The organism is Paenibacillus sp. YAF4_2, assembly GCF_052113225.1.
Taxonomy (GTDB): domain Bacteria; phylum Bacillota; class Bacilli; order Paenibacillales; family Paenibacillaceae; genus Pristimantibacillus.
Map to the genome: position 1 here is coordinate 19489 of NZ_JBFRCT010000014.1, position 26883 is coordinate 46371.

The following is a 26883-nucleotide window of genomic DNA, read 5'->3' on the forward strand; positions in this document are numbered from 1 at the left end:
AAGCGAGAATTACGCCATATGTGTGAGCATTCTTTTTAGGAGGCATGGCAATGACCATTATGAAGCAGTCAAATGTTATAAAAGGCTGGCGGGGCGTCCCATTTTCGAATGTATCCATCAGTGATGCTTTCTGGCGTCCACGGCTTGAGACAATCAAGAACGTAACGATTGGTGTCTGCCTGGACCAATGTGAGAAGACGAATCGGATCGCGAATTTTGCACTAGCCGCTGGGCTTGTTGAAGGTAAATATGAAGGCATGTACTACAATGATTCCGATGTCTACAAGGTTCTAGAAGGTGCGGCATACTCGCTTATGACGGATCGTGATCCAAAGCTTGAAGCGGAGATTGACCGGATTATCGGGCTGATTGAAGCTGCACAGGAGAGCGATGGGTACTTGTCTACGTACTATACGGTCGAAGCGCCTGATCTGAAATGGATGGACATGGAAAAGCATGAAATGTATAATGGCGGCCATCTGATTGAAGCGGCGGTTGCCTATTATCAAGCGACGGGCAAGCGTACATTGCTGGATGTAGCCTGCCGAATGGCGGATCATTATGATTCGTTGTTTGGACCAGGTAAACGCCACTGGGCAGAAGGACATGAGGAGATTGAACTTGCGCTCGTGAAGCTGTACGGAGCTACGGGAGAGGAGCGCTACTGGAAGCTGGCGCTCTGGCTTCTAGAGGAGCGCGGGCATGGATATGGGGTTGGCGCCATCTGGGATAAGGCAGATTGGGGACCAGCGTACTGCCAGGACGATGTTCCTGTACGGGATATCCGTGAAGTGAAGGGGCATGCCGTCCGAGCTATGTATCTGTACACGGCAATGGCGGATGTTGTAATTGCTTCGGGGAATCCAGAGTATCTCGAAGCACTTGATCGGGTGTGGGCGCATACGGTCGAACGGAATATGTACGTGACGGGGGGCATTGGCCCTTCTGTGCATAACGAAGGCTTCACCCATGATTATGATCTGCCGAATGAATCGGCGTACTGTGAGACCTGTGCAGCGATTGCTATGGCCTTCTGGAACCACCGGATGAATCTGCTGCATGGCGATGGGAAATACGCGGATGTGGTGGAACGTGAACTGTTTAACGGGGCATTGTCGGGTATCTCGCTGTCTGGCGATCGTTTCTTCTATGTGAATCCGCTGGCCTCAAAGGGTGAGCATCACCGGGTGGAATGGTTCCATACATCATGCTGTCCAACCAATCTTGTTCGGTTCCTGCCGGCGATTGGCCAATATACGTATGCGGCAACAGCAGACGGCATTACGGTTAACCAATATTTGAGCAGCGAAACGACCGTTGAAGTGGAAAATGCGGGTAAAGTGTTAATTGCTCAATCTACGACATATCCGTGGAATGGACATATATCAGTAAGCATCTCGCCGGAACAGGTCAGTGAATTCACGGTGCGGCTGCGCCTGCCGGGATGGTGCAGGAGCTATCAGGTATTCGCACAAGATGAGCGTGTTCAAGGTGTGGAGGCGCTGGCAGAGAAGGGCTATCTTGTTCTCAAGCGGCACTGGGCCCCAGGTGACACGATTGAACTAGAGATGGATATTCCGGTTGAAGTGGTCCGTTCACGGCCGGAAGTGAAAGAGAATCGCGGCCGAATCGCATTCCAGCGGGGGCCTGTTGTGTACTGCCTCGAGCAGTCCAGCAATACCGGACTAAGTTATGATGACTTCGCGATGAACGCGCATGAGCCATTTGTTACGGAGCATCGTGAAGAAATGTTAGGCGGTGTAACGGTTCTGCGAGGAAAGACGGCAGAAGGCGCGCCCTGCGAGCTTACTCCGTATTATGCATGGGACAATCGTGAAGCCGGATTCATGCAGATATGGCTGCGCGAAGCGGAGGATCGGAATTTGTATCGGTAGAGGGAATGGAACGGGGAAGAGTTGTCTAAGCGGCTGCATGAGCTGCATAGACAGCTCTTTTTTATTTGTGATTCTGTACGTTTCCATTATCAATCCTAGTTAGGCGGAATATGCTGTTACTAGCCTAATGTAGTTCTGTTTCCTTTGGGCAGCGGTGAAATCTATTTCTCAAGATGATAGGGTTATGTTAAGATTAATACAAATTAAACCAAATAAGCTGGTGAAAATCAGGGGGTTGCAATGGGGAAAATCTTTTTATTATTTGTTTTTTTTACATGGTTATTTGGTAACCCAATAATTGCAATCTTGGTATTGCTATTTATTGTATACGTTTTAGACCGGAGATTTATAGGATTAACACCTAGTCTGCTGAAGCCGATTCGCCGCTCCTCCAGGTTAAAGAAGCTGAAGCGTCATATTGCGCAGTCTCCTAACGATACATCCTCCAAAGTGGAGATTGCCAGAATTTTAATCGAAAAGAAAAAATACAACGAAGCATTAAGCTTGCTTGCACCACTCGAGCGTATGCTTGATGATTCCGCTGAATATTGGGATGATCTTGGTCTTTGCCTCATGCAGACCGGTAAGCCGGAAGAAGGCGAAGCAGCCATGAGTAAAGCGCTCTTGCTTAACCCTAGAGTCAAATATGGAGCTCCTTATCTAAGACTGGCCGCCTATTACTCGAATCAAGATGCGGTGAGGGCTCTATCTTATATCGAAGCGTTCCAGGAAATCCATTCCTCCTCCTGCGAAGCCTATTACCGACTCGCAGATATTTATGAGCAAATGAACCGGAAAGAAGATGCCAAACAAGCGGTCCAGGAAGGGCTTCGAATCTACCGTTCTTTGCCAAGATATAAGAAGCGGGTGGAACGCATATGGGCTATACGTTTGCTTATACGGCGAACCCAAGGTTGATGGAAACAATTTCAAGGTTCTTTTACCGCAAGCCTTATTGTTGTTTGGAGGAAAATCATCCATAATCGAAGTACATTACGAGAGACTTAAAGGAGCATCATATGCCGCGCAATACTTGGCTCATGGCAATTAGCTTGAGCGTTATTATCGTTTTACTTAGCAATGTTGCTTATTATTTTCTAACCAAAAAAACGTTGGAAGATGCGCTAAACCATGAGATGCGAGCTGTTGCAAAGCAAATTGAATTTTCGGTTGAGCAATCCCGGCTTGGTTCCGAGAAATTTCAGGAGCAGATTGGGCGGGAGCTTCGAATTGTTGCCATTGCAGCGCAATATGCACTGGATCCGGATATAGAGAAGGTAACGAATGATCAGTTGAAGGAATTAAGCGCTAAGCTTGGTGTCAGCCATATAACGTTGATGAAACGGACAGAAGACAACATTATATTGTACAAGTCATCCGACGAGAATGAGCTTGGCAAAGGAACAAAAACCTGGGATCCTTGGTACGTTGCCTTTAATCAACTGTTTGATGACAAGCAAGTGAATATCGATTGGCTCGGGCAGACGCTGCCGAATTTCTGGAGCGGACCATTTGAGGTAGCTTCGACAGATCCCTATCATGTGTACAAATGGGGCTATTATCACGACGGAACGACTAATTACATTATCGATCCATACGTCAACTATACGACTCTTGCGGAATATGAGAAATTAACGGGTACAAATCAATTAATTGATAAGTCAATTAAGAACAGTGATTCCTTGCTCGAAGCCACTGTATTTAATCCTTCTACGTTTGGCAAAGGGTCATTTGATACGGTGAATCCGGATGGTGAAGTGCAGGGACACTTGCTGCAGAAGGCCATCTTCTATGGATCTTATCTGTATGAGGCAGACAATGATGTGGATAACGTAAAGAAAGCTTATACTTCAGGAGAAATCATTTCGGCTAAAGAGAATATCAACGGCAAGCATGTGCTGAAAATGTTCATTCCCGTCCTGACAGCAGATTACGGGGCCAGCATTGTTGATGAGAACGGTGAACCGATTCATGGATATGTTCTTTCATTAGTCTCCGACTATCAGGTTATTCAGGAAAGACTTGATTCCCAGTTCTTGAACATTGCTATTGTTATTTTCCTTATTACGGGAATAAGTATTCTGATTGCGACCTTCGCTATGCGTTATTTCCATCAGTCTCGTGAGAAGATGGTTCAAGTGACGCAGCAGACCTATGTAGACGAGATTAACAGCATGTTCCAATCGATCCGTGCACAGCGGCATGATTTTCTAAATCATGTTCAGACGATCCATTCGCTCGCAGAGCTTAACAAATCGAAGGAGCTTGTCGCGTATACGAAGGAATTAACGGGCGAAATCCGATTGATGAACGATATTATAAATATCGGGAATCCGGCTATTGCCGCCTTAATCCGTTCTAAGATTTCGCAGGCAGAGAGCCATCGGATCGCCTTCAGCTGTTCCTTCAGCGGACTTAACCGTCTGGAGATGGGGCTGAAGACGCTGGATGTGAACCGTATGCTTGGCAACTTGATTGATAACGCGTTTGATGAGGTATTGAAATATGCAGAGGATCGCCGTGAGGTCGAGCTGTCCGGACGGCAAATGGACGGATTCATTGAATTTTGTATCAGCAACACCTGCATGAACGCGCATGAGGTGAAAGAAAAGCCTTTGTTTGAAGCAGGCTTCTCAACAAAAAATGATGCTCATCAAGGGCTCGGCTTATTTACTATCAAGTCGATTACAGAGCATTATAAAGGCACGATTCAAGTTAATGTGGAAGCAGAGAACCGTATTACGTTCTATATTCGTATCCCGCACTAATGAATACCTTCATAATCAGCAGTCCATTGGCTCAGGTTGAGAGTCAATTGGGCTGCTTTTGTCTTTTCAGAGGGGGCATTTTTTGTGGTATACTAATAAGATGCTAGGTGAACGGAAGAGGGCGGGTGAAACAGCTTGGCAAGTCTTGATGATAAGCTTCATACAGCGCTTGAACACAGTCTAGGTCAGCATTTGCACGAAGATATCATTCGCCGCGGATGGGAATATTATCGGAGCGGCCAGGTGCTGAACGTCAAACAAGCGGATGAAGATACCTTATACGGTGCCGTACAAGGCTCAGATGTTTATTCGGTTTTGCTTGACTCAGACCAATTTCGATACAGTAAATGTACTTGTCCCTTTAATGATTATTGCAAACATATGGCGGCCGTTTATTTCGCCTATTGTCATAGTCTAGACGGTGAATCTGCGGCACAAGCAGCCTATGACCGTATTTTAGGTGTAGACCAGAAACCGCAGCGGACATCAGTCACAGTGAGCGTACCGAAATTCAGCGGCAGGCATACGCAGCCATCCGATGATGCTTCTCCATGGGAATGGGGACATTGGATGGAGGAGGAATATGGCGAGACGTGGCGCAGCTGCCGCCATTCACTCCATTCCCTGCAGCCTGTGCTGTCAGCCTTGAAGGGAACGACCAAACATTGGGACAAACGAAGCCAAAGGCTTCATTGGATGAGTGTCATTTTATTTGTTCTCGATCAGGCGGAGCAGGCCATCAAGACGGTCGATACATTCAGCCGTTATTATCATGAAATGTCGTTTCTACGCATGGCGGAGCCATGGGTGGAGCATTATTATACACTTGTACTCGAGATGCAGCCGTCAGAAGTCATCGGACTAGATCGCAAATGGATTAACTATGTGGCGGATTATGCGAAGAAGAGAGCAATGAAAAACGAGCAGCAACTCTTTGATTGGACCTATATTTATTTGGCGATTTGTGAGCGGATGGCAGAGGATACCGAATGGTATGAGCAAGAGCTTGCTTCGATGACTCGGGAAGAGCATAGGGAAGATCCTGTTGATCTGACGTTCGTGCATACGGCGGCAGCGATGTTATGCTTCTTTGGCAAAGATGACGAAGCAGCACTATCGCATTTTGGGAAGACTGATTTCGCACGCTCACAGAAGGTCATCTATCCTTGCGTCGCACAGCGTCTTGAAGAAGGCGACTGGAAAGTGATTGGCGAGTGGATGGGCTTCTTGTATGAGAATATCTCCAAGGTGAAAAATGCTCGGACGATTGGTCCGTTCATGACTTTGTGCAGAAGAGCGGATACCGATCAGCCGGATGAACCGCGCTGGACCCGGTATATGGTGGAGCTTCTGCCGCATTCCTACTCCGATTTGTCAGATCATTGGCTGGCCGTGAAGAAATATGAGGAATGGGCCGACCTCCAGCTGCTTATTGGAATGAGACCAGATGATCTTGGTATCCAAAATGTGCGGGAAGTCGCGAAAGCAGCTCCCAGCGTGATGATTCCGCTTTATCATCAATCGATTGAAGAGTGGATCAACTCGCGCAATAGACAGGGATATCGCATGGCCGTGAAAGAACTGAAGAAGCTCGAGAAGCTGTACAAAGCAGGCAAAGACGCGGAGAAATGGGATCGTTACCTTGCTGGTATCGTGAGCAAGAATCAACGGCTTCGAGCGTTTCAGGAAGAGCTCTGGAAAGGAAAAATCGTAACATGAAATCATTCATCGGCGCTCGAACGTTAGTGGTGGACGGATATTGGAAGCAAGGCGACACAGCAGAAGAAAGTGCGATTATTTTGGCCGCGGCTGAACGATCCGAGAATTCAGCTCGGCTCAAACCGGTTCTCTTCGCATGGCATCAAGCATCCTGGTATGGTGCTGAGGTCGAAGATATAGAGATTGAGGGCGGCAAAGGACTTAAACTTTCTCCACTTATTGCTATTGATTATTTATCCTCTCCACAGCACGTACGTCTCCTTCAAGTGGAATGGACAACGAGGCTGCAAGGCTTGATGCAAATGGCTGGTATGCTGCGTCAAGTGCTGCTTCACGGATGGTTTCAACCAGACTGGGGACGCTGGTCGGAGTATCGACGGGCTTGGCGGATGGAAGTTCCGGCCGAGGAGATAGATTTTCTGGCGGCTTGGGAGCACCAAATTAGGGAAGCTGAAGTAGTTGGCGTAGAGCAATGGTTAAGTGAGGCAGTCGAAGAAATTCTGGCCCAAAATGACCATGCTGCCAGCGCTTGGCGAAAAATAGCTGCGGCAGCAGGCGGTGAATCCGTGTTGCTTCACAAAGCGGCCGATGAAGAAGATTGGCTGATTGCTCTTGGGCTGCATAAAGATACGATGCCGTTTAAGGTTGCCCTTCAGCTTGCAGAGCCTGTAGAAGGGGCGAGCTGGCAGCTGCGTCCGGCTTTGCAGGATCGGAATGGCGGACCGTGGATTTCTGTGGTACAGGTGAATGGGCAATGGCAGGCCATGTTCGATCAGGACGGCCTGCTGCCTGAGGATTGGATGCCGCATCTGGAGACTAGGCTTGCGAAAGAGCAGGGGAAATGGCTTGCTGCCCTGCCGGACTGGAGAGATGAGGCGAACCCGGAGAAGTTTCGTGTTCAACTGGGAGATAATGATGCCTGGTACTTCATGGAGAAAGCAAGCTTACAGCTGCTCGAGGCAGGCTGTCCGGTCCTTCTGCCAAGCTGGTGGGAAGCCGTACGCTCACGCCGCTTGAGGCTGAAGGCGAAGATGAAGTCCTCGGTTGGCTCCGATACGCAGCCGATGTTTGGTCTTGATCAGATCGTCCAATTCGATTGGAAAATGGCTTTGGGCAATATCGACTTGACCGAATCAGAGTTTATGCGACTAGCCGAAGAAAATCGCAGATTGATGAATATAGGCGGGGAATGGGTGCATCTTGATCCGCAGGATGTCGCACAAATCAGGGATTGGATGACAAAGGTCGGCAAACGCAAAGGCATGTCCTTCCGAGATGTGATGGAGATGCATTTGATGGGCGGCTCCGCCTTGGAAGAGGGAGAAGATGCTTCGGAAGGCCTTAGAGCTGAAGTTGAGCTGAATGATCATTTGATGAGATGGCTCGAACAGCTGCAGCACACGGCTGAAATCCCGCTTGTTGATATTCCGGAGAGCTTTCTTGGATCACTTCGCCCTTATCAGCATCAAGGGGTATCCTGGATGTTATTCCTTCGCCGGTTTGGTCTTGGCGGCGTGTTAGCTGATGATATGGGTCTTGGTAAGACCATTCAATTTATGGCCTATCTGTCGTATGTGAAAGAGCATGGCGATAAAAGCTTTGGTCCTTCTCTCCTCATCTGCCCAACCTCGGTAATCGGCAACTGGGAGAAGGAGCTCGAGAGGTTTGCACCAACCTTGAAGGCTTACCTTCATTATGGTCCGAAGAGGGAGAAAGGCGAGGCATTAAGAGAAGCGATTGCAGACGCGGATCTGGTTATTACCTCGTATTCACTAGCCCAGATAGATGAAGAAGAGCTGAATCAGATTGATTGGGACGCCTTATGTCTGGATGAAGCTCAGAATATAAAGAATGTATACACGAAGCAGTCAACCGCCATTCGTGCGCTGCCCGCACATCATCGACTTGCGCTTACGGGTACACCGATGGAAAATCGGCTGACTGAGCTGTGGTCGATCTATGATTTTATAAATCCAGGTTATCTTGGAAGTATGGGTGAATTCCGCAAAGCGATTGTTCTTCCAATTGAACGTAATCGGGATGAAGAAGTGATCAGCGGTTTGCAGCGCTGGGTGAAGCCGTTTATGCTTCGCAGGGTGAAGAAGGATCCGGCTATTCAGCTGTCATTACCAGACAAGAATGAATCAAAAACGTATTTGACGTTAACGACAGAGCAAGGCGCCATCTATGAGAATATCGTCGCCGACCTGCTGGAGAAGCTGGATAAGCTTGGTCCAATGCAGCGCCGTGGATTGATCCTGGCATCACTAACAAGGCTGAAGCAGCTTTGTGATCACCCCGCTATGCTTAACGAGGAAAGTGATCAGCAGTGGGACGACACTCGTTCGAATAAAGTGGCTCGATTGCTAGAAATGGTTGAAGAGATCGCTTCTGAAGGAGAACGCTGCCTGATCTTTACCCAGTTTGTTGATATGGGGAAGCAGTTGAAGAAGCTGCTCGAAGAACGGCTTGAGCTGCCTGTCCCTTATTTGCATGGCGGTGTGCCAAAAGCGAAGCGGGATGAGATGATCGAGAAGTTCCAGAATCCTGAGGAGCCTTGTTGTGCATTTGTACTTTCACTGAAGGCTGGTGGTACAGGTCTTAATCTGACGGCCGCGAACCATGTGTTCCATTTCGACCGCTGGTGGAATCCCGCCGTTGAGAATCAAGCGACGGACAGGGCATTCCGAATTGGCCAGACGAGGAAAGTACAGGTTCATAAATTTATTACGTTAGGCACGCTTGAAGAGAAGATCGACGAGATGATTGACCGCAAGCAGCAGCTGAACGAGCAGGTTGTTGGTCAGTCGGAGCAGTGGATCACCGAAATGTCTACGGATGAATTGAAAGAACTATTCGCGCTTCGTAAAAACTGGTTAAAGGGATGAGGGGGATAAATGTCTGAGGGCAAGGATAAATGGGCCAAGGCAATGACCGAACGGCATACCGGCTTCCCTAAGCCGGATGAAGAAGGCATTAATCAAGAGGTGTCAGGTTCTGAGCAAGGAAATGAAGAATGGAAAGCTTTATATGAGGCAATTAAAGCTCATGTTATCGATATGCGTAAGTAATATGTGACCTATCATTACACAGTCTGTCGGAAATAGTAACCCGAGAGGCTGTGTTTTTTTATCCCTATTTCGAAAAATAATAGAATTGTATCCCTCATCGGGCTTATTTTCGACCTCCCTTGCCCTTATGCAGCGAACTTATAATAAGGGTGCAAGGCAAACAAGCAACATCATATCGAGGAGGTCTTCTTAAATGAAAAAAAGTACTTTGCTCATCGCCACATTGCTTGCATCATTCACCATGGTCGCTTCAGCTTGCGGATCAAACAATAATAATGGTGGTAATAACACTCCTGCAAGCTCAGAAGCTTCGCAAGAGCCGGCAGCTACAACAGAAGCAACACCAAGTCCGGAAGCAAAAGATGTAACCTTATCTCTGCGCCACACGCAAATTAAAGAGACGAGCAAAAACCGCCTTAAAATTCTCGAAGATGTTGTGAAAAAAACACAGGACGAAAACCCTGGCCTTACCTTCAAATTGGAAGGGATCGACGAAGTTGTCAACCGCGACCAAAAGCTGAAAGCGGAAATGACAGCAGGCAACCCGCCTGATATCTTCGAAGTATTCGGCGGAGCTGACCTGAATCTTTATGTGAAAGCAGGCCGCATGCTCGACCTGACACCAATCATTGAAGAGCTTGGTATTAAAGACAAATTCGCCAGCCTTGACGAGTTCACGGTTGACGGTAAAGTATACGGCTTGCCATTCGGCGGCTACTCGGAAGGTATTTTCTACAACAAGAAAATCTTTGCTGACCTTGGATTGTCTGTCCCTACAACTTGGGATCAGCTGATCGAAACAGCTGACAAAATCAAAGCAGCAAAAATCACACCACTTGGTCTTGCAGCAAAAGACGGCTGGGTAAATGGTATGCTCTGGAACACAGTGATGGAGCGTAACGTAGGTATCGACGGGTTCAACAAGCTCGTTACAGGCGAAGCAAAATGGACGGATGAAAACTTCATTAAAGGCTTCACGAATTACGCTGATCTCGTAAATAAAGACTACTTCACAAAAGGTGCACTTGGTCTTGCTTATGCGGATCAAGGCGCGCAGCTGCTCTCTGGTAAAGCAGCAATGGTATTCACAGGTTCATGGGATGCTAACCGCTTCACAGGTGATGAAGCAGGCGACCTGAAAGGTCAAATCGGCTACTTCAACTTCCCATCGATCGCAGGCGGCGCAGGCGACCAAACGTCGATCAATGCATCGTACTCGAACGGCTTTGGCTTCTCCGCTAACCTGAACGAAGATCAAGTTGCAATGGTTAAGAAATTTATCGCTAACTTCTACAGTGAAGAGATTCAAAAACGTACGCTTCTTGAAGACAAAGTCCTTCCTTCTATGAAACTGTCTGACCTGTCCGGCGTAGATCCGCTGATCTCTGAAGTGCTGACGGTTATGGCTAACGCTTCTACTTCCTGGAAAGCTTATGATGCTATCGTTCAACCTGCTGTAGGCGCTGTTGTTAACGTTGGTCTGCAGGAGCTGATCGGTAAGGTGAGTAAGCCTGATAAAGTAGCTAAGGATATTCAAGCCGCACAAGACAAGGCTAACGCTGCTGCTGCAAAGTAAGAATTAGAATGGATCTACCGCTTAATGGCCGCTGCGCGGAAGTATCATTCTTCCAATCGCCATTGTCACCGAATTTCTTCATTACAATCCGCTTGGCGGATGAAATTCGGATGACAAAAGCGAGCGCTACGCTTCTCCAGAATGATACTTCCACTCCGCTAGTGCGGTGCGAGAACATCCAGTTCTAAAAACAACTTTACAGGCAAGGGAAATAGGAAAAGGAAAAAGCTAAGGTTTTTCACGAACCTTAGCTTTTTTAAAGGAAGGAAGCAGGAGGCGAAGTTATGAAGGCACTCAGAAATCCGTTTACTTATATCGCGTTCATTATTCCAACGCTTGTATTATACGCTTTGTTTTTTGTTTATCCGGTTATCGTATCGTTCGTTTATGGGTTCTACCAATGGGACGGCATTACAGATAAGGTGTTCATCGGCCTGGATAACTTCACAAGGCTGTGGAAAGATGAAGTGTTCTTGAAATCGCTTGCAAACAATTTCTACTTTATGGCGTTCTCCCTAGTCGTGAATATTCCGCTCGTCTTCCTTATCTCGATCTTGATCAGTAAGGTTGGTCGTATGCGTGACTTCTACAAGTCGGCTGTGTTTGTGCCGGTCGTGATCTCGACCGCAACGGTCGCTATATTGTTTGGCGTGTTGTACAACTATGATTCTGGCCTCATCAACCAGTTTATCCGTTTGGTGGCACCTGATAGCTGGGCGCGTGAATGGCTATCGGATCCGAAGCTTGCAATGCTGTCGATTCTAATCGCTAACGCATGGCAGAACATTGGATTCTTTATTGTCTTGTGCCTTGCTGCCATCTTGAACATCCCGAAGGAAATTGTAGAAGCTTCGAAGATTGACGGTGTAAACGGCTGGACGGAAACCTGGAGCATTACCCTTCCGCTTATCAGGCCGGTACTGTTCGTTATGCTGCTCCTTAGTGTATCCGGTACGATGAAAGTGCTTGATATCGTTCAGATTATGACCAATGGTGGTCCGTTCCAATCAACTGAAGTTATGTCCACGTATATGCTGAAGGTTGGTTTCCGTTCGATGGAGCTTGGCTACGGCAGTGCGATTGGCGTAACGATGTTTATTCTGATTCTCGTGCTTACGGGCATCCTGCAAAAACTGACGAAGCATGAGGAGGTGCAGTACTAATGAATGCAGCATTAACTGGACTGCGCAGAGGGAAGTTCTGGATTCACTTTTCGCTCATTGTTTATATCGTTGCTACCTTATTCCCGCTTGTGTGGCTGCTCATGTCTTCCTTCAAGACGAGTCGTGAAATTACGGTTAATACATGGGCTTTCCCGAAGCATTTCAACTTTGATAACTACAGCCAAGCCTGGGAAACGGCTAAAATCGGCCTCTATGCCTTAAACAGCTTGAAAGTGACGGTCATTGCTTGTCTTGTTACGCTGCTCTTCGCAGCGATGACTTCGTTTGCTTTATCGCGTATGAAATATTCCCGAATGAACAAAGCCGTGTACCAATTTATTTTGTTCGGATTGCTTGTCCCACCGGGCGCATTGTTCATTCCGCTGTACCGTTTGATCCAGCAATTGAGTGTTGGCGGCATCCATTTATACAATTCGCATTTCGGCCTTATTTTGGTATACTGCACATATGCATTGCCCATTACGGTATTTATTATTTATGCCTTTATGCTATCGATTCCGAATGAGCTTGAAGAAGCGGGGATTATGGACGGGCTTTCAGCCGGGGGATTGTTCGTGAAAGTCGTCCTTCCGGTCTCTTTACCTGCACTCGTTACTGTAACGATTCTTAACTTTATTGGTAACTGGAATGAATATATATTATCGCAATTATTTATTACATCCGAATCGCTTCGCACATTGCCTACAGGTATGGCGAGCTTTAATGATGGCTATCGCACGAACTTTGCCGCTTTGTCGGCTGCCGTTATTATGAGCATTATTCCCGTGCTGGTCGTGTACTTCTTCTTGCAGAAGCAAATTATTGAAGGCATGACGGCAGGAAGCGTGAAGGGCTAAGACGATCGGAAGGGGCCCGCTAGATGAACTTGAGACCGAAATTGATGCTTGCTTTTATTCTTCTGGTCGTATTTCCGATGATCGGATTAGGCATTGTGTCTTTTCTTAATACGGAATCCGTGCTGGAGAAGAAATACAGCGAGCAGACCGAAATATCGCTCAAGGCTGTCGGTGGGAATATTAAATACTTTTTCAAAGAGCTTGACCAGCTCTCAGACGGTAATCTAACGAGCTCCGAAGTGCAGGATACGCTGAATTACAGCAAATATTATTCGAGCGATGATGCCAGCACCTTAATTGCGATTAACCAATCGGAAAAGGAAATGAAGCGGATCTTGTTCCAGCATCCTGCAGTCAGCTATGTTGTGCTGTATGCGATGGATGGGACGATGTTCCGCACCTTCCGCAATGATCCAACGACGTTTCGCCCGATTGCCTTCGAAGCATTGAAGGTCCAGCCTCTATATAATGAAACGATTCAATTAGGCGGACGTCCGAAATGGATCGGCCCTTATGAGCATCAGGAGCTGACAGGGGTCGAACCACCTCTATTTACCCAACTTAGGTTAGTAAAAGATTATGAGACGCTGGATGATCTAGGTCTGATGATCACGCAGTATAAGACAGAAGAAGTGTATTCCATGCTGAATACCTTCTTGAATCCAAAGGCCGAAGGCCAAACCTCCCGTTATGTAATTGTAAATACGGAAGGGCTTGTTATGCTCGACAGCGGCAAGCATTTCGAAGGAACCAATATTGCGGATTACTCCAGCGAGCTGCCGCAGAAGACGGTGGATTATTCAAGCTCCAGGCTGCGATTTGATGGAGAGGATAGTCTTGTTTCTTCCTATAATTTAGGCTTTAACGGCTGGGTTCTGGTGTCGGTCAAATCATGGGATTCCTTAACGAATGAGAATGAACGTTTTGTGCAGTGGATTGGTATGATCACGATCTTCTGTATTTTGTCAGCGATTCTATTTAACATCTTCTTCGTGAACCGGGTCGCCAAAAGTATTATTAAAGTCGTACGCAAAATGCGGCTTGTTGAGCAAGGTCTGCTTGATATTCGCGTTAATGCGCAGGGCAAGGATGAGACTGTGCTTCTCGCTAACAGCTTCAACAGTATGGTGGAGCGGATAGGTGAACTTCTGACTGAGGTGCGTACGGAGCAGGAACGCAAGCAGCATGCCGAGATGATGCTCATGCAGGCACAAATCAAGCCTCATTTCTTATTTAACACCTTAGAATCGATTAATGCGCTTGCCGCTCAGAATGAGGGCGGGAAGATCATGATGATGGTGCGGCGATTAAGCAACCTGCTTCGCACAAGCATGCACCATACCGAAGAGATTTTCCTCGGGCAAGAGATTGAGCATGTCCGAAGCTACTTAGAGATTCAGAAATATCGGTTTGAGGACTTATTTACTTATGAATTGAATGTATCGGAAGAAGCGTTTGATTATTCGATCCTGAAGCTGACGCTTCAGCCGTTAGTTGAGAATAGCATTCAGCATGGCTTTGAAGGTCTTGAGGATGGGAATGGCGTTATTAAGATCGAGGTAATCGTCGAAGTCTATCAGATTGTCATTATGGTTAGTGATAACGGACATGGCATGAACGAGCAGACGCTTAAAAAGTTCGCCGAAAGAGAGCAGCAGCCAAGTGGTAAACGGCGTAATGCCGCAGAGCTTGGGGAGAGGCGGGGACTAGGGCTTCGTAATGTTGCGGATCGCCTGCGTATTCATTATGGTCCATCTTACGGATTAAGGATTTGCAGCGCAGAGGGGTATGGCACAGTGATTCGCTGCACCATTCCGAAAAACAGAGGTGAACGATTATGAACGGCAAAGTATTGCTTGTAGATGATGAGCCGCATATCACCCGTAATTTGGAGAAGGTTATTCCATGGGAAATGCTTGGCTTGACCGTTGGTGGTACAGCAAAAAACGGGATGGAAGCGCTAGAGCTTCTGGAGTCAGAATCTTTTGATTTGGTGTTATGTGATATTCGGATGCCTGTTATGGATGGACTTGAGCTCGTTAGGCATATAAGGGAAAAAGGAACAGAAAGCGACATTATTATGCTGTCCGGCTATCAGGATTTTGCTTATACACGGGCTGCAATTCAATATGGTGTCAAGGATTATGTCTTAAAGCCTATTCCTTATGATGAATTAACAGGAGTTATTGCCCGGGTAATGGCGAATCAACGTCAGAAACGGAAGCAGCAAAGCGAAGAGCAGCAGAAGATCGGCCGGATGATTGACCTTGCTAGCGAGAAGATCCTTTATGATATTTTGATGGATTATACGGAAGTAACAAGCGGGAACTGGCTGTTTAGCGGGGAAGAGCAGGAACTTGATAAGAGATATGTACTTATTGTACTTGATCTTGACGTAAGCTCGGAGCGGACGAAGGATTGGCGGGAATGGTCGGATAAAGAGCGGAAGCTATGGAATTTCGCGGTATGTAATGTACTCCGTGAGAGGCTGCAGCTGAACGGCCTGCATCATGCAGTCATTCAAATTCGGGATGGCGAGTGGTGCGTATTAATAGAATGCGAGCAGGCGTTGCCTTATGATTTGAAGCAAATTACAGGTTGGACGGAGCTTCTGCTTAGTGCGGTGAAAAATCACGTTAAGTTGTCTTTATACGCAGGCATTTATCGGGAATATGCCGAAGTGACTACCCTTTCGCAAGCCTATAAGCTGGTTCAGCAGGGGATGCAGCTTACGCCAGTTCAGGAGCATATCGCAGTCTATCCGGATGAACGGATTGGTTCTTCGCGGGAAGATCAAGCCTTCTGGGATACGTCCGAGAAGCTGATCGGTGCGGTAAAGCGCGGGGATACCGCTGTCGTTGATGATGAGCTGAAGCGGCTGACGACGCAGCTGCAGCGGATGAATGAGACCTCGCTTGGACGCTTCAAGCCAATGCTGCATTTCTTCGTGCTAAACCTGATGCGCGAGACGAAGGAAATGGGGATTTTCTCACGGGATCAGGAAGATTTGCTCTGGCTGAAGCTTGACAGGCGTTTCGGTATTAAGGATCTTCTGTCGGTTATTTTACAGGTGACGAAGGCGGTTGCCGAGAAATCGACGGATAAAAAGAAACAGTCTGAGCGCTCCATGTCGGAGGCCAAGGCGTTTCTTAGCCGGAATCTGTATCGTGATTTGAGCGTAGAGGAAGCAGCAACTCATGTGGGCTTAAGTACCTCCTACTTCAGCTTGCTGTTCAAACAGACCTATAACGAGACGTTTATTGAATATGTCACCCGCGAACGGATGGAGAAGGCGAAATCGCTGCTGGCCGATACGATGAAAAGCATCGCGCAAATCGCCAAGGAAGTTGGTTATGCAGAGCGGCGGTATTTTACGAAAGTATTTATGAAATACACTGGGGAAAATCCGACGGATTACCGGAATAAGCATCAGCAGAATCCAGCTGGACTTGAGGAGCAGGAAGTAGAATAGCGGTGAAAGAAGGGGACGGGGAATGGAAGAGTTGTCTTGGAACAGCTGGACACTGCGTGAGAAGGTTGGTCAGCTGTTTGTGTTTGGGTTTCATGGGTATGAACCAACCGAGGAGATTACTTCGTTAATTGAAACATATGGCATTGGGGGAACCATTTACTTCGGACGTAATGTTCAGAATGCAAGGCAGGTTCATCAATTGTCCAGCTCGTTGAAGGATATTGCCAGCCGTTCAGGCAGGCCTAATGTGCTTGTTGCCATTGACCAGGAGGGCGGCATGGTTGCCCGTATTGTGGATGGCGTAACTTTGATGCCTGGCAATATGGCTCTTGGTGCCACAGGTTCGGCAGAAGGTGCGGGTGAAACGGCTCGCATATGTGGTGAAGAGCTCCGTCTGCTTGGCGTAACGATGAACTATGCGCCATGCCTCGATGTAAATAATAATCCGGATAATCCCGTTATTAATGTTCGTTCTTATGGTGATCGTCCACAACTGGTTGGAGAGCTGGGTAGAGCGGCGTTGCTTGGTTATCAGGCATCCAAAGTAGCTGCAACTGTTAAGCATTTCCCGGGACACGGGGATACCTCGGTTGATTCGCATCATGCGTTGCCGGTGTTACCACATAGTCGTGAACGGCTTGATGCCATTGAGCTGGCACCATTCCGCGCTGCGATTGAAGCGGGAACGGCTGCTATTATGACAGCTCATGTATGCTTGCCTGCGCTTGATCCATCGGGTAAGCCTTCAACGTTGTCGCAGCCGGTATTAACGGGCTTGCTTCGTGAAGAGCTAGGCTACAAAGGAGTTATCGTGACGGACTGTCTCGAGATGGACGCCATCGATCGGTATTATGGTCCTGAGAAAGGTGCAGTACTTGCGCTTCAAGCTGGGGCGGATATGGTGTTAGTCTGTCATACGTATGAGAAGCAAGTCGCAGCGCTTGAAGCCGTTGTTGCAGCAGTTGAAAGCGGTGAGCTGACAGAAGCTCGTATCGATGAATCACTAACCCGGGTTATGCAGCTGAAGCAGGACTATGAAGTAGATGCGGCGCTGGGTTCGTGGGGAGAAGTAGAATCTGCTATTGGGACTGCTGCGAATAGAGCGGTTGCTCGGCAGTGGAGCGAAGCTTCTGCGACACTTGTGAAGCACGAAGGAGCACTTTTGCCGCTTCGCCGTGAATTTCGTACTTTGGTATTATGGCCGGACATTAAGCCGGTATCTGTTGCGGATGAGATGTTGTCCGGTGATGGAACATTGGGAGATTATCTGAAAGTGCGGCTGGATCAGGTAGAAGAGCGCTTTATGAATGGCACCGATCCCCTGGCTGATCTGGAATCGTTCGAGCAGATTGTTGTCGTCACTTATGATGCGACAAAACATCCAATCGAAGCGGATATTGCTCGGCAAGCTATTGCCAAAGCTGGTGACCGTACGGTTGCGGTTTCGGTCCGTAATCCATTAGATTTGAAGATGTATCCGGAAGCAAAGGTTTATCTGGCCGTGTATGAATGCCGTCCGCTGGCACTGGAATCAGCTGCTAAAGTGTTAACTGGAGAATGTAAGCCAACAGGAAGTTTACCGCTGGAGCTATCCGCGCAGTATCCGTTTGGCTGGAGTGTAACGTTGTAAAGTGAAACGCCTCTGATGGTCAAGAATGACCCTTCAGAGGCGTTTTTTAATAGGTGGTTTATGTCCGGAAATGAGAGACTGTAATGTCGCATTCTCATAGTATCATGGAGGGAACTAAGTGAATAAATTTTCCCTTCTTATTTTAAGCCGAGGCTCTGAGGTATAATGAACTGCAACTTATGTGCACCAATTGCTGCAAATTTATCTCAGGGGTGATATTCGTGGAATACCGGGTATTAGGACGTTCAGGCTTGCGGGTAAGTGAGGTCAGCTTAGGCTGCTGGGCAATAGGTGGGCCATCATGGCGGGATGGGGATCCAGTAGGCTGGTCCGGTAATGATGATAACGAGTCTCTTGCAGGTTTGCGCCGAGCTCATGAGCTTGGCATTAATCATTTGGATACGGCGGATGTATATGGTGACGGTCATTCAGAGAGAGTAATCGGACAATTTCTGAAGGATGTTCCGCGTGATTCTGTGGTCGTTGCTTCGAAAGTAGGCTGGTTCAGAGGGACGGCGCCTAATGCGATGCAGCCCGTACATATCCGTCATCAATTGGAGCAGACACTTACAAATTTAGGTACAGATCACGTAGATCTTTTTTATTTTCATAATACGAATTTTGGACCAAATGACCTCTATCTGGAAGAAGCAGCGGATACGATGCGCGAGCTTCAGAAAGAAGGCAAGGTTCGGGTGATCGGCCAGTCGGCCTACAGCTATGCGGATTTTATGCGGGTATGCCCGGTAACACGGCCGGATGTTCTGCAGTTCCATTATAATGCCTTCGGCAATGAATTCGATAAGCCTGGAACACAACTGTTCCAATGGGCTGAACAAGAAAATTTGGGTGTAGTGTTGTTTGGTCCGCTTGCGCAAGGATTGCTGCTGGATAAGTTCGATCCGGAGAATCCTCCTCAATTTGGCGAAGGAGATATTCGCTCGACGAATCAATCGTATTCAAAAGATCGTTTGCTCGAAATTCGGAGACAGCTTCAGCCGTTGAAGGAGCACGTTGGCCACGAAACACAGGATCTGGTACGAGCGGCTATTCAATATGCTTTGGCACAATCCCCAAATGCATGTGTCATTCCCGGGTTTAAAAATATCCGTCAAGTGGAGTCCAACGCGAGTGCTGCAGGCAGTCCGCTGACTGCACAAGAAGTCGAACTAATCAAACAGTCGATTCGATAATATATACTGAAATAAATAACCCCGAGAAGGGATGCTCATGGCGAGCATCCCTCTTCGGGGCTTTATAATCTATTATTCCAACCACTGCCGTGAGATCGTCGTATGAAAAAGTGATTCCTGATTAGGATTCAGCGCATCCAGAATACGATTATAGGTGAAATCTTTCATCGGTCTCGGCAGATCATTGAGGGCATAATAGCCGAGTTCTACTATTTCATTAGAGCTTGGCGTTGGCTGCTGACCTTCTCTAATCGTTGCGAGAAATACAAAATGATGCATGTCATACTCTGAATCGTAGTAAACGCCGATTAATGCTCCAATATCAGCTTGTACGCCAATTTCCTCCAGCACTTCTCTCGCTGCGGTTCCTTCAGCCGACTCATTAGACTCCGATTTTCCGCCAGGCAAATCCCAGTTATTCCTGCCATAGCTGTGCTTAACGAGCAGAACTTTCCCTTCATCATTTACAATAACGGCTGCTGCCCCCATCAACTTGTTCGACAAAACAATACCTCCTTAAATGGCGTTTCCGTTTGGATGATATATCCATATAAAAATGGTATTCGGTAAATCAATCCGTTATCCTGCAAAAGGGTCAAAGGACCGGCAACTCAAATGAGTTAGCTGGTCCTTTGTTTTTACAAATAACTATGACGTACCCTTAATTTTTGATACCAAATAATTCCGGAAGATCGTTCAGGAATCGGCTAATCGGCTCGGCCGCATGCTCGTTCCACGGTGCATCGAAGCAGCCGTACCCAAATACCAAATGTACATGGCCAGCCTGAACGGCCGGAAGCTTCAACCACGCTTCACTTCTCGAGAGTTGATGCCAATGGGCCTCAGCGGCTGAACCCCGTTCGATGTGAACTAAAATCCGATCAGCATGTATCCCTGCGAGCTCAGATGGTTCAATCGGTTTATTCCAATCTATGTCCCGGAGTGAAGGTGGCATTGCGATACCAAGGTCTTCATAAAGTACGGTGTCGGCTTGCTGTCCCCACACAGACAACTGGTTCCGACCGACGGCTAAGACAAGTAAGTGACCTCGGCCAAGTATTGGAGCGAGCTTTTCCTGAGCGATTATTACATCTCTGTCATATCTTCTGAGCCATGTCTCAGCGTCTTCTTCACGTTCCAACTCATAATGATGACTGAGTGTTGTAGTGACTTCGAAGTCATATTTGTTTCGGTAACGGTCCGTCCAATAATGATCCATCGGAGCAGCGATTGGAATCATTTGTAAGGCAAGCAGCTGCCCAAGATTGATCCAGCTGTAGGCGGCGAGCTTTCGCTGCCGGTTGCCCTGATAGACAGCAGGGGCGAAGCCGGTCTGTTTTTTGAACAAGCTGCTGAAATAACTCTCATTCTTGTAGCCAATACGTTCAACGATTTCGGCAAGCGTCAGATTCTCTCCGCTCATCAACCGCTTAGCCTCACGCAGCCGAAACTCAGTTCGGTATTCCGCAACACCTTTGCCGAAACGTTCCTTGAACAGCCGCATGAAATGGAAGCGGCTAAGTCCAGCAATTCTAGCCAAAGATTCAATCGCGATCTCACTCGTGTAATGATGTTCGAGCTCTAATCGTGCTGTTTCGAGAGCGATTTCTGTTTGCCGCTCTTGATAAGTCAAAGCAAGGCTTAGCAGCTCCAGCAGCCCTGCCTCGCACCGAAGCCAAGCGGAAGCAGTACTTTGCTTCGAGTTAAGACTGATCATGTCAAACAACAGGCTGGCAGCAGCGGGGGATTGTAATAGGGCTTCACCGAGGAATGGGAACAGTGGATCTGCTCCCAATGTAGATGCTTCGGCCCGATTATCCCGCTGAACGATGACTTGGAAATGCAGGAGTAGCAGCTCTAGCGGCTGGCCAATGTGATTGGTCCATTCGATTAACTGCCCAGGCGCACAGACATATATCCAGCCGGGCTTTAGAATATGTAGACGTCCATCTATAATAATGCGGCCATCAAAAGCATTCGAGAGCAATAGCAGATGTAATTTCGTCTCGATAAATGCACGTTCCTTGCGCGATGCTTGCGGGTCATCCCGAAGGATCTCTACATCCATCAGCCGATAAGAAAGCCTGGCCGCAGTATGCAGGCCAGGTAAAGGTTGTTTATTCATGGACATCTTTGAGTACATCGTCGATGATGAGACCATTCGCAATGGCATTGGCGTTGAACCAATGGCCGGAGTCGGCATCAAACACATGATTATTCTTAACAGCTTGCAGCGATTTCCATAGTGAATTGTCTACAGGCGGTTTGCCGCGTCCTGGGCCGGAAATGACGAAGATGTAATCGACATCTTTCAAATCCGCAAGCTTTTCAATCGAATAGGTCTCGTAGTCCCCATTCAATAGAGCTGGCTGCTTGAAACCAAGCGTTTGGTAAAGTGTCTCGCCACCGTAGAAGTTTGGACCAAACAACTTGAAGCCTTTCTCTCCGTCTGCCTGCATCAACACGGCTGTTTTCTCGGCAGGAAGATTGCCAAGCTTGCTTTTCGCGTCAACTACCTGCTGGTCGTACTTATCAAGTGCTGTCTTCACCGCATCCTCATCATTGAGCAATGCACCAAGCTTCTCTAGATTTCCACGCCAGTCTGCTTCGCTATCGGATAACACAAAGGTTGGTGCGATTTTGGAAAACTGCTCATAGCTGCCGTCCGCAAGATAAGTAGGGGCTGGGAAGATGATCAAGTCAGGAGTATAGGAGAGAGCCTCTTCCGGCTTCAATCCACCTTCCATATTCAAGACAGGAATATCTTTCAATTTCTCCTGCAAATATTGCTGTGGAACGCCAGCGGCTCCCCATTGTGCGACGGGAAAAATGCCCAGTGCCGTGAGTGGATCTTCCATGAATGGTGCAATAACTCGCTTCGGATGGGCCGGTACTTGGACCTCATGCCCCATGGCATCCATCATTACGCGGACTTCGTCGTCGCTATTATTTGCAGGCTGTTCCGCTGCGTTGTTTGAGGGAGACACTGCAGCTTCCTTATTTCCATTGTTGTTGCTGCCGCAAGCGGCCAAGAGGGCAATAAGCATCATAATGAGTGTAAATTGCGCCATACGTGTAAATCGTTTCATGTTCGATTGGCTCCTATAATTGAAATTGATTATCATTATCTAACAATAGTATAGTGCCTTCGACACGCATTGTGAATCATGATTTGTGCTGTCTTTTTGGAAGTGACAGCATTTTTACTGATTTGATCTATCAAAAAGAAAAAAAGAGCCATGCGGATATTTCCGCACAGCTCTTTTGCTTACGACAACTCATCCAGCGTCATTCCCAAGCTTGGCGCCATATTAGCAAGGAACCAATCGGTTTCCGGCAGGCCGAGACCCTCGAGGGAAGCTTGGATCTGTCCTTTGGCGACGAGAAATTCGCGGTTGCCGGTGGACACCTCGGTTAAGCATTTCAAATAAGCATCCAGCAGGTCAGCGGCTTTTACAATCTTATGGAGCTGCTGCTCCTCTTCGGAAAGCGTCCCGTCTGGTTTCCCGAGCAGGGGAGCGTATGCAGACTGTAGGGGCTCAGGCACCATCCCAAGCATTCGCTCTGCGGCCATTGCTTCAATCTCACGGAAGCTCGCGAGCATCTTAGGATTATGATGCTTAACGGGAGTAGGGATATCACCGGTGAATACCTCCGTAGCATCGTGAAATAAAGCTATCGTTACCGCACGATCAGCGTTGTAGCTGCGGCCAAAAAAGCTGTTGCCAATCTCGCACAGCATATGGGCAAGCAGCGAAACATGGAAGGAATGCTCCGCTACGGTCTCCTTCGTCGTGTTGCGCATCAAGCTCCAGCGTTCAATATATTTCAACCGATACATATAAGCGAAAAAATGACTTTCCATTCGACTTGAAGCTCCTCTCCATTACGTATCTATCCATTTGCTTATTTTACTATATCCTACCATATACGAGCTATGTGCCATTCTAACGAACCCTCATATTCTTATTCGGTCAGAAAAAGCTGTCGCAGAATTCTAACGAATCGTAGACACGCTATTGCTGAGAAATAGCCCATCGAGCCAGCTGAAATGGCGAAGTAACGATACCACGATTCGTTAGAATCTAAAGCAGCTATAATCGGTGAAATAAGAATTCCTCAGTTCGTTAGTGTAAGGATCAGATCACGGGTGAGGTAGCGGAGTTTATGAAGGGTCAGCAGTAGGAGGAAGGTCATATAAATTAATTCTTGTTTAAATGTATAAAAATTATTAGAATAATGAAAGGGTGAAGGAAATAAAGCTTTTGCCTTATACTAAAATGATTCTGACTAACGACTAATTCGGCATTAATGAACCAGAGATGGCGCTGGACATAAGCCTAAATAAGAGTTGTTCACAACAACTTTTATTTAGGCTATTTTTGTTTCTTATTTTCTACTTACTATTAAATAATTGCAGGTACTGAGGATGGGATTTTTGGACAAGAATGAAAAACAAATTCAAAACGACATTGCGAGTCATATTGGAAGATTACTGCGTGAATCTTTTGGAAAAGGACCGCAATCGATTTATGTGAATATCAATCGCCCGTTTATTGTTATCTACCTTAGGAACTTCTTATCGCCAACAGAGAAGATCCTTCTACAGCAAGATCAGGTTGATTCCGTTCGACATACAAGAGACTTCGTGATGAAGTCGTTAATGCCGGAGATAAAAGCCTATTTGCTGCTAGCGGGAATGAACATTCGGGAATTTTACTATGACTGGGGCTTCGATAACTATTCTGGCATCCTTGTTGGAATAGAATCAGACCAGCATTCCTTACTTTATAGTCCACAAGAGTGGTATGCCGGAAAAGAGGAACTGCACGGTGAAATGGAGAGGATTAGTCAGCAAATTCAAAAGAAACCGGAAGAAATTCGCTCCTATCTGATTAATGAAAGGACACTTCTGGTTGTCAGGATCGGGATATTGAGCAGCCTTGGCAAGGAATTGATCCGGCTTGGATTTGAGGGAAGCTTAAAGCTGGCGGAACGAAATCTAGAGAGAAGTCATCTGCTTCATAACGATCAATTTCAGAAAATATTTCAATCGCAGATTTCAGATATTTTTATTGACTGGGATTTTCATCTGGATAAAAGCGTCATCGTGTTTATTCTGAATCCAAGTAAATAGGAGATGGATAGAATTTCCGCATACGTACATACTAAGTTTCGATTGTTTTATTCCAACTAAATATTTACAATAAATTTGGGGCGAAAGAAATAATGCTTTTGCCTGAACCTAAGGATGAATGATCTTGGATAAACAGGCTGCTCAATCCGAAATAGCGAGCTATGTTGGACGATTGTTAAGAGAGTCATTTGGTAAAGGTCCACAATCGATTTTTGTTAGCATTAATCGCCCGTTTGTAGTCCTTTATCTAAGAAACTTCTTATCACCAACCGAGAAGATTCTTCTTGATCAAGGCCAAATCTACACCATTCAATCAACTAGAGATTTATTAATGAAGTCATTAATCCCTGAAATTAAGGCCTATCTGCTTGTACTTGCAGGTATGAATATTCAGGAATTTTATTATGATTGGGGACTTCATAATCAGTCGGGGGTTATGGTCGGGATAGAAGCTTCCGAAGAATATGGACAGCTCCACATGGAATCCGTATATACAGGGAAAGAGCAGCTTGAATTAGAGGTTAATACAATCAGTCAACAGGTTGAGAAATGGCCGGGCGAATTGTATTCTTGTTTGATTAATGAAAGAACCCTGCTGGTTATTCGGCTTGGAATTCTGATTAGCATTGAGAAAGAACTGATTCGAATTGGCCATGAAGAAAGCTTAAGGCTCGCTAAACGTAATCTTGAAAAGAGTCATCTGCATAATAATGGCCGTTTCCAGGAGTTTCTGAATGCAAAGGTAATTGATCTGTTTGTCGACTGGGATTTTCATCTGGATAAAAGTGTTATTGTGTTCATCTTACATCCAGGTTAATAAGTTGGCGGCAATGAACCAGAGAGATCGCTGGGCATAAGCCTAAATAAAAGCTGTGAATACAGCTCTTATTTAGGTTTTTTTATGGTTACTTCGCGAAATGAGGGGGATATATGGTCCATTATTATGAACAGAATGAGATTCTCGATCGAATCACGGATGCCGTCTTTGCACTCAATGACAGCTGGGAATTTACTTATATTAACGAAGAAGCGCTGCGATTTATGTTCTATAAGAGGGAAGAACTCCTTGGCAAAAAAATATGGAGTGTATTTCCGGGTGCGGTTCATTCTATTTACTATGAACAGTATCATAAAGCGATGAAGGAACAGATTCGGGTTGAATTTGATGCCTATTATCTACCATTAGCTTCTTGGTTTGAGATAAGAGTGTATCCATCTCCTAGTGGACTTTCCGTCTATATACATGACATTACGCAGAACAAAGGACTGTCCTTACAAAAGGAACAGCACTATGAGTCACTTTTTAAATATAATCCTGATGCCGTATTTGCCTTGGATACGGATGGCAATTATCTTCTCGTGAATCCAGCCATGGAGCAGCTATTAGGATATAGTGCGATTGAGCTTTTAGCTATGTCGTATACTCCGCTAATTCCCGAGGAGGAATTAGAGAAGACAAAGGAGCATTTTCGGAAAGCAGCCAAGGGGATTACGCAGCATTATGAAACGAAAGCTTACCACAAAAACGGTCACGTTATCGATGTTAAAGTAACCAATATGCCGATCATCATTAATAATGAAGTGGTGGGGGTATATGGAGTTGCTAAAGATATTACACAGGATAACCAGCATAAGACGATGCTGTTGCAAGCGGAAAAACTGACTGCAGTCGGGCAGCTCGCGGCTTCTATTGCCCATGAGATAAGAAATCCTCTTACTTCGTTAAAAGGGTTTGTATATCTCATCGAACAAGCAGGATCCGGGAGAAGCAAAAGCTATTTCGACATCATGAAAGATGAGCTGAAAAGAATTGAACTCATTACAAGCGAGCTGCTTTATTTGGCCAAGCCACAAGCTCAGGAGTTCAAAAGGGAACAAATTGGCCCGATTATTCAGGATGTTATTTTACTCTTGGGCTCACAGGCTTTAATTCACAAGGTGGAAATCAGTTACTCTCAGCTAGGGGAACTGCCTGCCGTACATTGTGTGGGATCACAATTGAAGCAGGTGTTTATTAATCTTATCAAAAATGCCATGGAGGCTATGCCGGATGGAGGGGAAATTCAGATTAAAGCGGCAAGCCCATCTGAGGATATCATTGCGATTGATGTAATAGATCAGGGCCAAGGGATTCCTCAGGAACTCATATCCAAAATTGGATCGCCCTTTTATACAACCAAAGAAACGGGGACAGGGCTTGGCATGATGGCTACTCAACAAATCATTCATTCCCATGGCGGTACTTTGGAAATAACGAGCACTGAGGGTCAAGGGACAACTATTCATATTACATTACCGGCAGCTTTCCGCCATCCTGACGATGCGCTTACTCCGTAAATAAGATATGATAAGGGGTAATTGACCATATTTAGTAAATGAGGGATGGCTTACGAGAGAGTTTG

The 26883-nt window shown here is 46.6% G+C and carries 20 protein-coding genes; 16 read left to right on the forward strand and 4 right to left on the reverse strand.

Annotated features, from left to right (window positions below; genetic code table 11):
- Positions 1–50: 50 nt before the first annotated feature.
- The 13 genes from AB4Y93_RS25945 to AB4Y93_RS26005 all read left to right on the forward strand — a co-directional run bounded on the left by AB4Y93_RS25945 (position 51) and on the right by AB4Y93_RS26005 (position 19344).
- Entirely contained in the window at positions 51–1895 is a 1845-nt protein-coding gene (locus AB4Y93_RS25945; protein ID WP_441896353.1) for a glycoside hydrolase family 127 protein, read from the forward strand.
- A 240-nt stretch (positions 1896–2135) separates the two neighbouring features.
- On the forward strand, positions 2136–2813 hold the full coding sequence (locus tag AB4Y93_RS25950; RefSeq protein WP_441896355.1) for a tetratricopeptide repeat protein: 678 nt from the start codon (positions 2136–2138) through the stop codon (positions 2811–2813).
- A gap of 101 nt (positions 2814–2914) precedes the next feature.
- The gene (locus AB4Y93_RS25955) at positions 2915–4663 is read left to right on the forward strand and encodes a sensor histidine kinase (protein WP_441896357.1); all 1749 of its coding nucleotides are present in this window, start codon (positions 2915–2917) and stop codon (positions 4661–4663) included.
- A gap of 135 nt (positions 4664–4798) precedes the next feature.
- Positions 4799–6382, forward strand: coding sequence for an SWIM zinc finger family protein (locus AB4Y93_RS25960; RefSeq protein WP_441896358.1), 1584 nt, complete (start codon positions 4799–4801; stop codon positions 6380–6382).
- Entirely contained in the window at positions 6379–9270 is a 2892-nt protein-coding gene (locus AB4Y93_RS25965; RefSeq protein WP_441896359.1) for a DEAD/DEAH box helicase, read from the forward strand. The genes AB4Y93_RS25960 and AB4Y93_RS25965 overlap by 4 nt, the downstream gene beginning before the upstream one ends.
- Positions 9271–9279: 9 nt before the next feature.
- The gene (locus AB4Y93_RS25970) at positions 9280–9453 is read left to right on the forward strand and encodes a hypothetical protein (protein WP_441896361.1); all 174 of its coding nucleotides are present in this window, start codon (positions 9280–9282) and stop codon (positions 9451–9453) included.
- A gap of 193 nt (positions 9454–9646) precedes the next feature.
- Positions 9647–11029: an ABC transporter substrate-binding protein gene (locus tag AB4Y93_RS25975; protein ID WP_441896363.1), complete on the forward strand. Its 1383-nt coding sequence runs from the start codon at positions 9647–9649 to the stop codon at positions 11027–11029.
- 284 nt (positions 11030–11313) lie between these two features.
- Positions 11314–12192, forward strand: coding sequence for a carbohydrate ABC transporter permease (locus tag AB4Y93_RS25980; RefSeq protein ID WP_441896365.1), 879 nt, complete (start codon positions 11314–11316; stop codon positions 12190–12192).
- Positions 12192–13049, forward strand: a complete 858-nt coding sequence (locus tag AB4Y93_RS25985; protein ID WP_441896367.1) for a carbohydrate ABC transporter permease — start codon at positions 12192–12194, stop codon at positions 13047–13049. Before AB4Y93_RS25980 ends, AB4Y93_RS25985 begins: the two co-directional genes overlap by 1 nt.
- A 23-nt stretch (positions 13050–13072) precedes the next feature.
- Positions 13073–14890, forward strand: a complete 1818-nt coding sequence (locus AB4Y93_RS25990) for a cache domain-containing sensor histidine kinase (protein WP_441896369.1) — start codon at positions 13073–13075, stop codon at positions 14888–14890.
- Positions 14887–16521 (forward strand): response regulator transcription factor, encoded by a 1635-nt coding sequence (locus AB4Y93_RS25995; RefSeq protein ID WP_441896370.1) that lies wholly within the window; start codon positions 14887–14889, stop codon positions 16519–16521. Before AB4Y93_RS25990 ends, AB4Y93_RS25995 begins: the two co-directional genes overlap by 4 nt.
- Positions 16522–16543: 22 nt before the next feature.
- Positions 16544–18151, forward strand: a complete 1608-nt coding sequence (locus tag AB4Y93_RS26000; protein ID WP_441896372.1) for a glycoside hydrolase family 3 protein — start codon at positions 16544–16546, stop codon at positions 18149–18151.
- A 221-nt stretch (positions 18152–18372) separates the two neighbouring features.
- On the forward strand, positions 18373–19344 hold the full coding sequence (locus tag AB4Y93_RS26005; RefSeq protein ID WP_441896373.1) for an aldo/keto reductase: 972 nt from the start codon (positions 18373–18375) through the stop codon (positions 19342–19344).
- Between the two features lie 72 nt (positions 19345–19416).
- Here AB4Y93_RS26005 and AB4Y93_RS26010 read toward each other — a convergent pair whose 3' ends face one another.
- The 4 genes from AB4Y93_RS26010 to yfbR form a co-directional block, all read right to left on the reverse strand.
- Complete coding sequence (locus tag AB4Y93_RS26010; protein WP_441896374.1) at positions 19417–19848, reverse strand: NUDIX hydrolase; 432 nt, start codon at positions 19846–19848, stop codon at positions 19417–19419.
- Positions 19849–20005: 157 nt separating this feature from the next.
- On the reverse strand, positions 20006–21475 hold the full coding sequence (locus AB4Y93_RS26015; protein ID WP_441896375.1) for an AraC family transcriptional regulator: 1470 nt from the start codon (positions 21473–21475) through the stop codon (positions 20006–20008).
- Positions 21462–22433 (reverse strand): ABC transporter substrate-binding protein, encoded by a 972-nt coding sequence (locus AB4Y93_RS26020; RefSeq protein ID WP_441896376.1) that lies wholly within the window; start codon positions 22431–22433, stop codon positions 21462–21464. Before AB4Y93_RS26020 ends, AB4Y93_RS26015 begins: the two co-directional genes overlap by 14 nt.
- Before the next feature lie 179 nt (positions 22434–22612).
- Positions 22613–23209 (reverse strand): 5'-deoxynucleotidase, encoded by a 597-nt coding sequence (yfbR, locus tag AB4Y93_RS26025; RefSeq protein WP_167279642.1) that lies wholly within the window; start codon positions 23207–23209, stop codon positions 22613–22615.
- Between the two features lie 573 nt (positions 23210–23782).
- On the opposite strand from yfbR, the gene AB4Y93_RS26030 reads away from it, so the two are divergent.
- The 3 genes from AB4Y93_RS26030 to AB4Y93_RS26040 all read left to right on the forward strand — a co-directional run bounded on the left by AB4Y93_RS26030 (position 23783) and on the right by AB4Y93_RS26040 (position 26818).
- Entirely contained in the window at positions 23783–24481 is a 699-nt protein-coding gene (locus AB4Y93_RS26030) for a Na-translocating system protein MpsC family protein (RefSeq protein WP_441896378.1), read from the forward strand.
- 124 nt (positions 24482–24605) lie between these two features.
- Complete coding sequence (locus tag AB4Y93_RS26035) at positions 24606–25298, forward strand: Na-translocating system protein MpsC family protein (RefSeq protein WP_441896380.1); 693 nt, start codon at positions 24606–24608, stop codon at positions 25296–25298.
- A gap of 113 nt (positions 25299–25411) precedes the next feature.
- Positions 25412–26818 carry a PAS domain S-box protein gene (locus AB4Y93_RS26040; protein ID WP_441896382.1) on the forward strand — a complete coding sequence of 469 codons (1407 nt, stop codon included), beginning with the start codon at positions 25412–25414 and terminating at the stop codon, positions 26816–26818.
- The last annotated feature ends 65 nt before the right edge of the window (positions 26819–26883 follow it).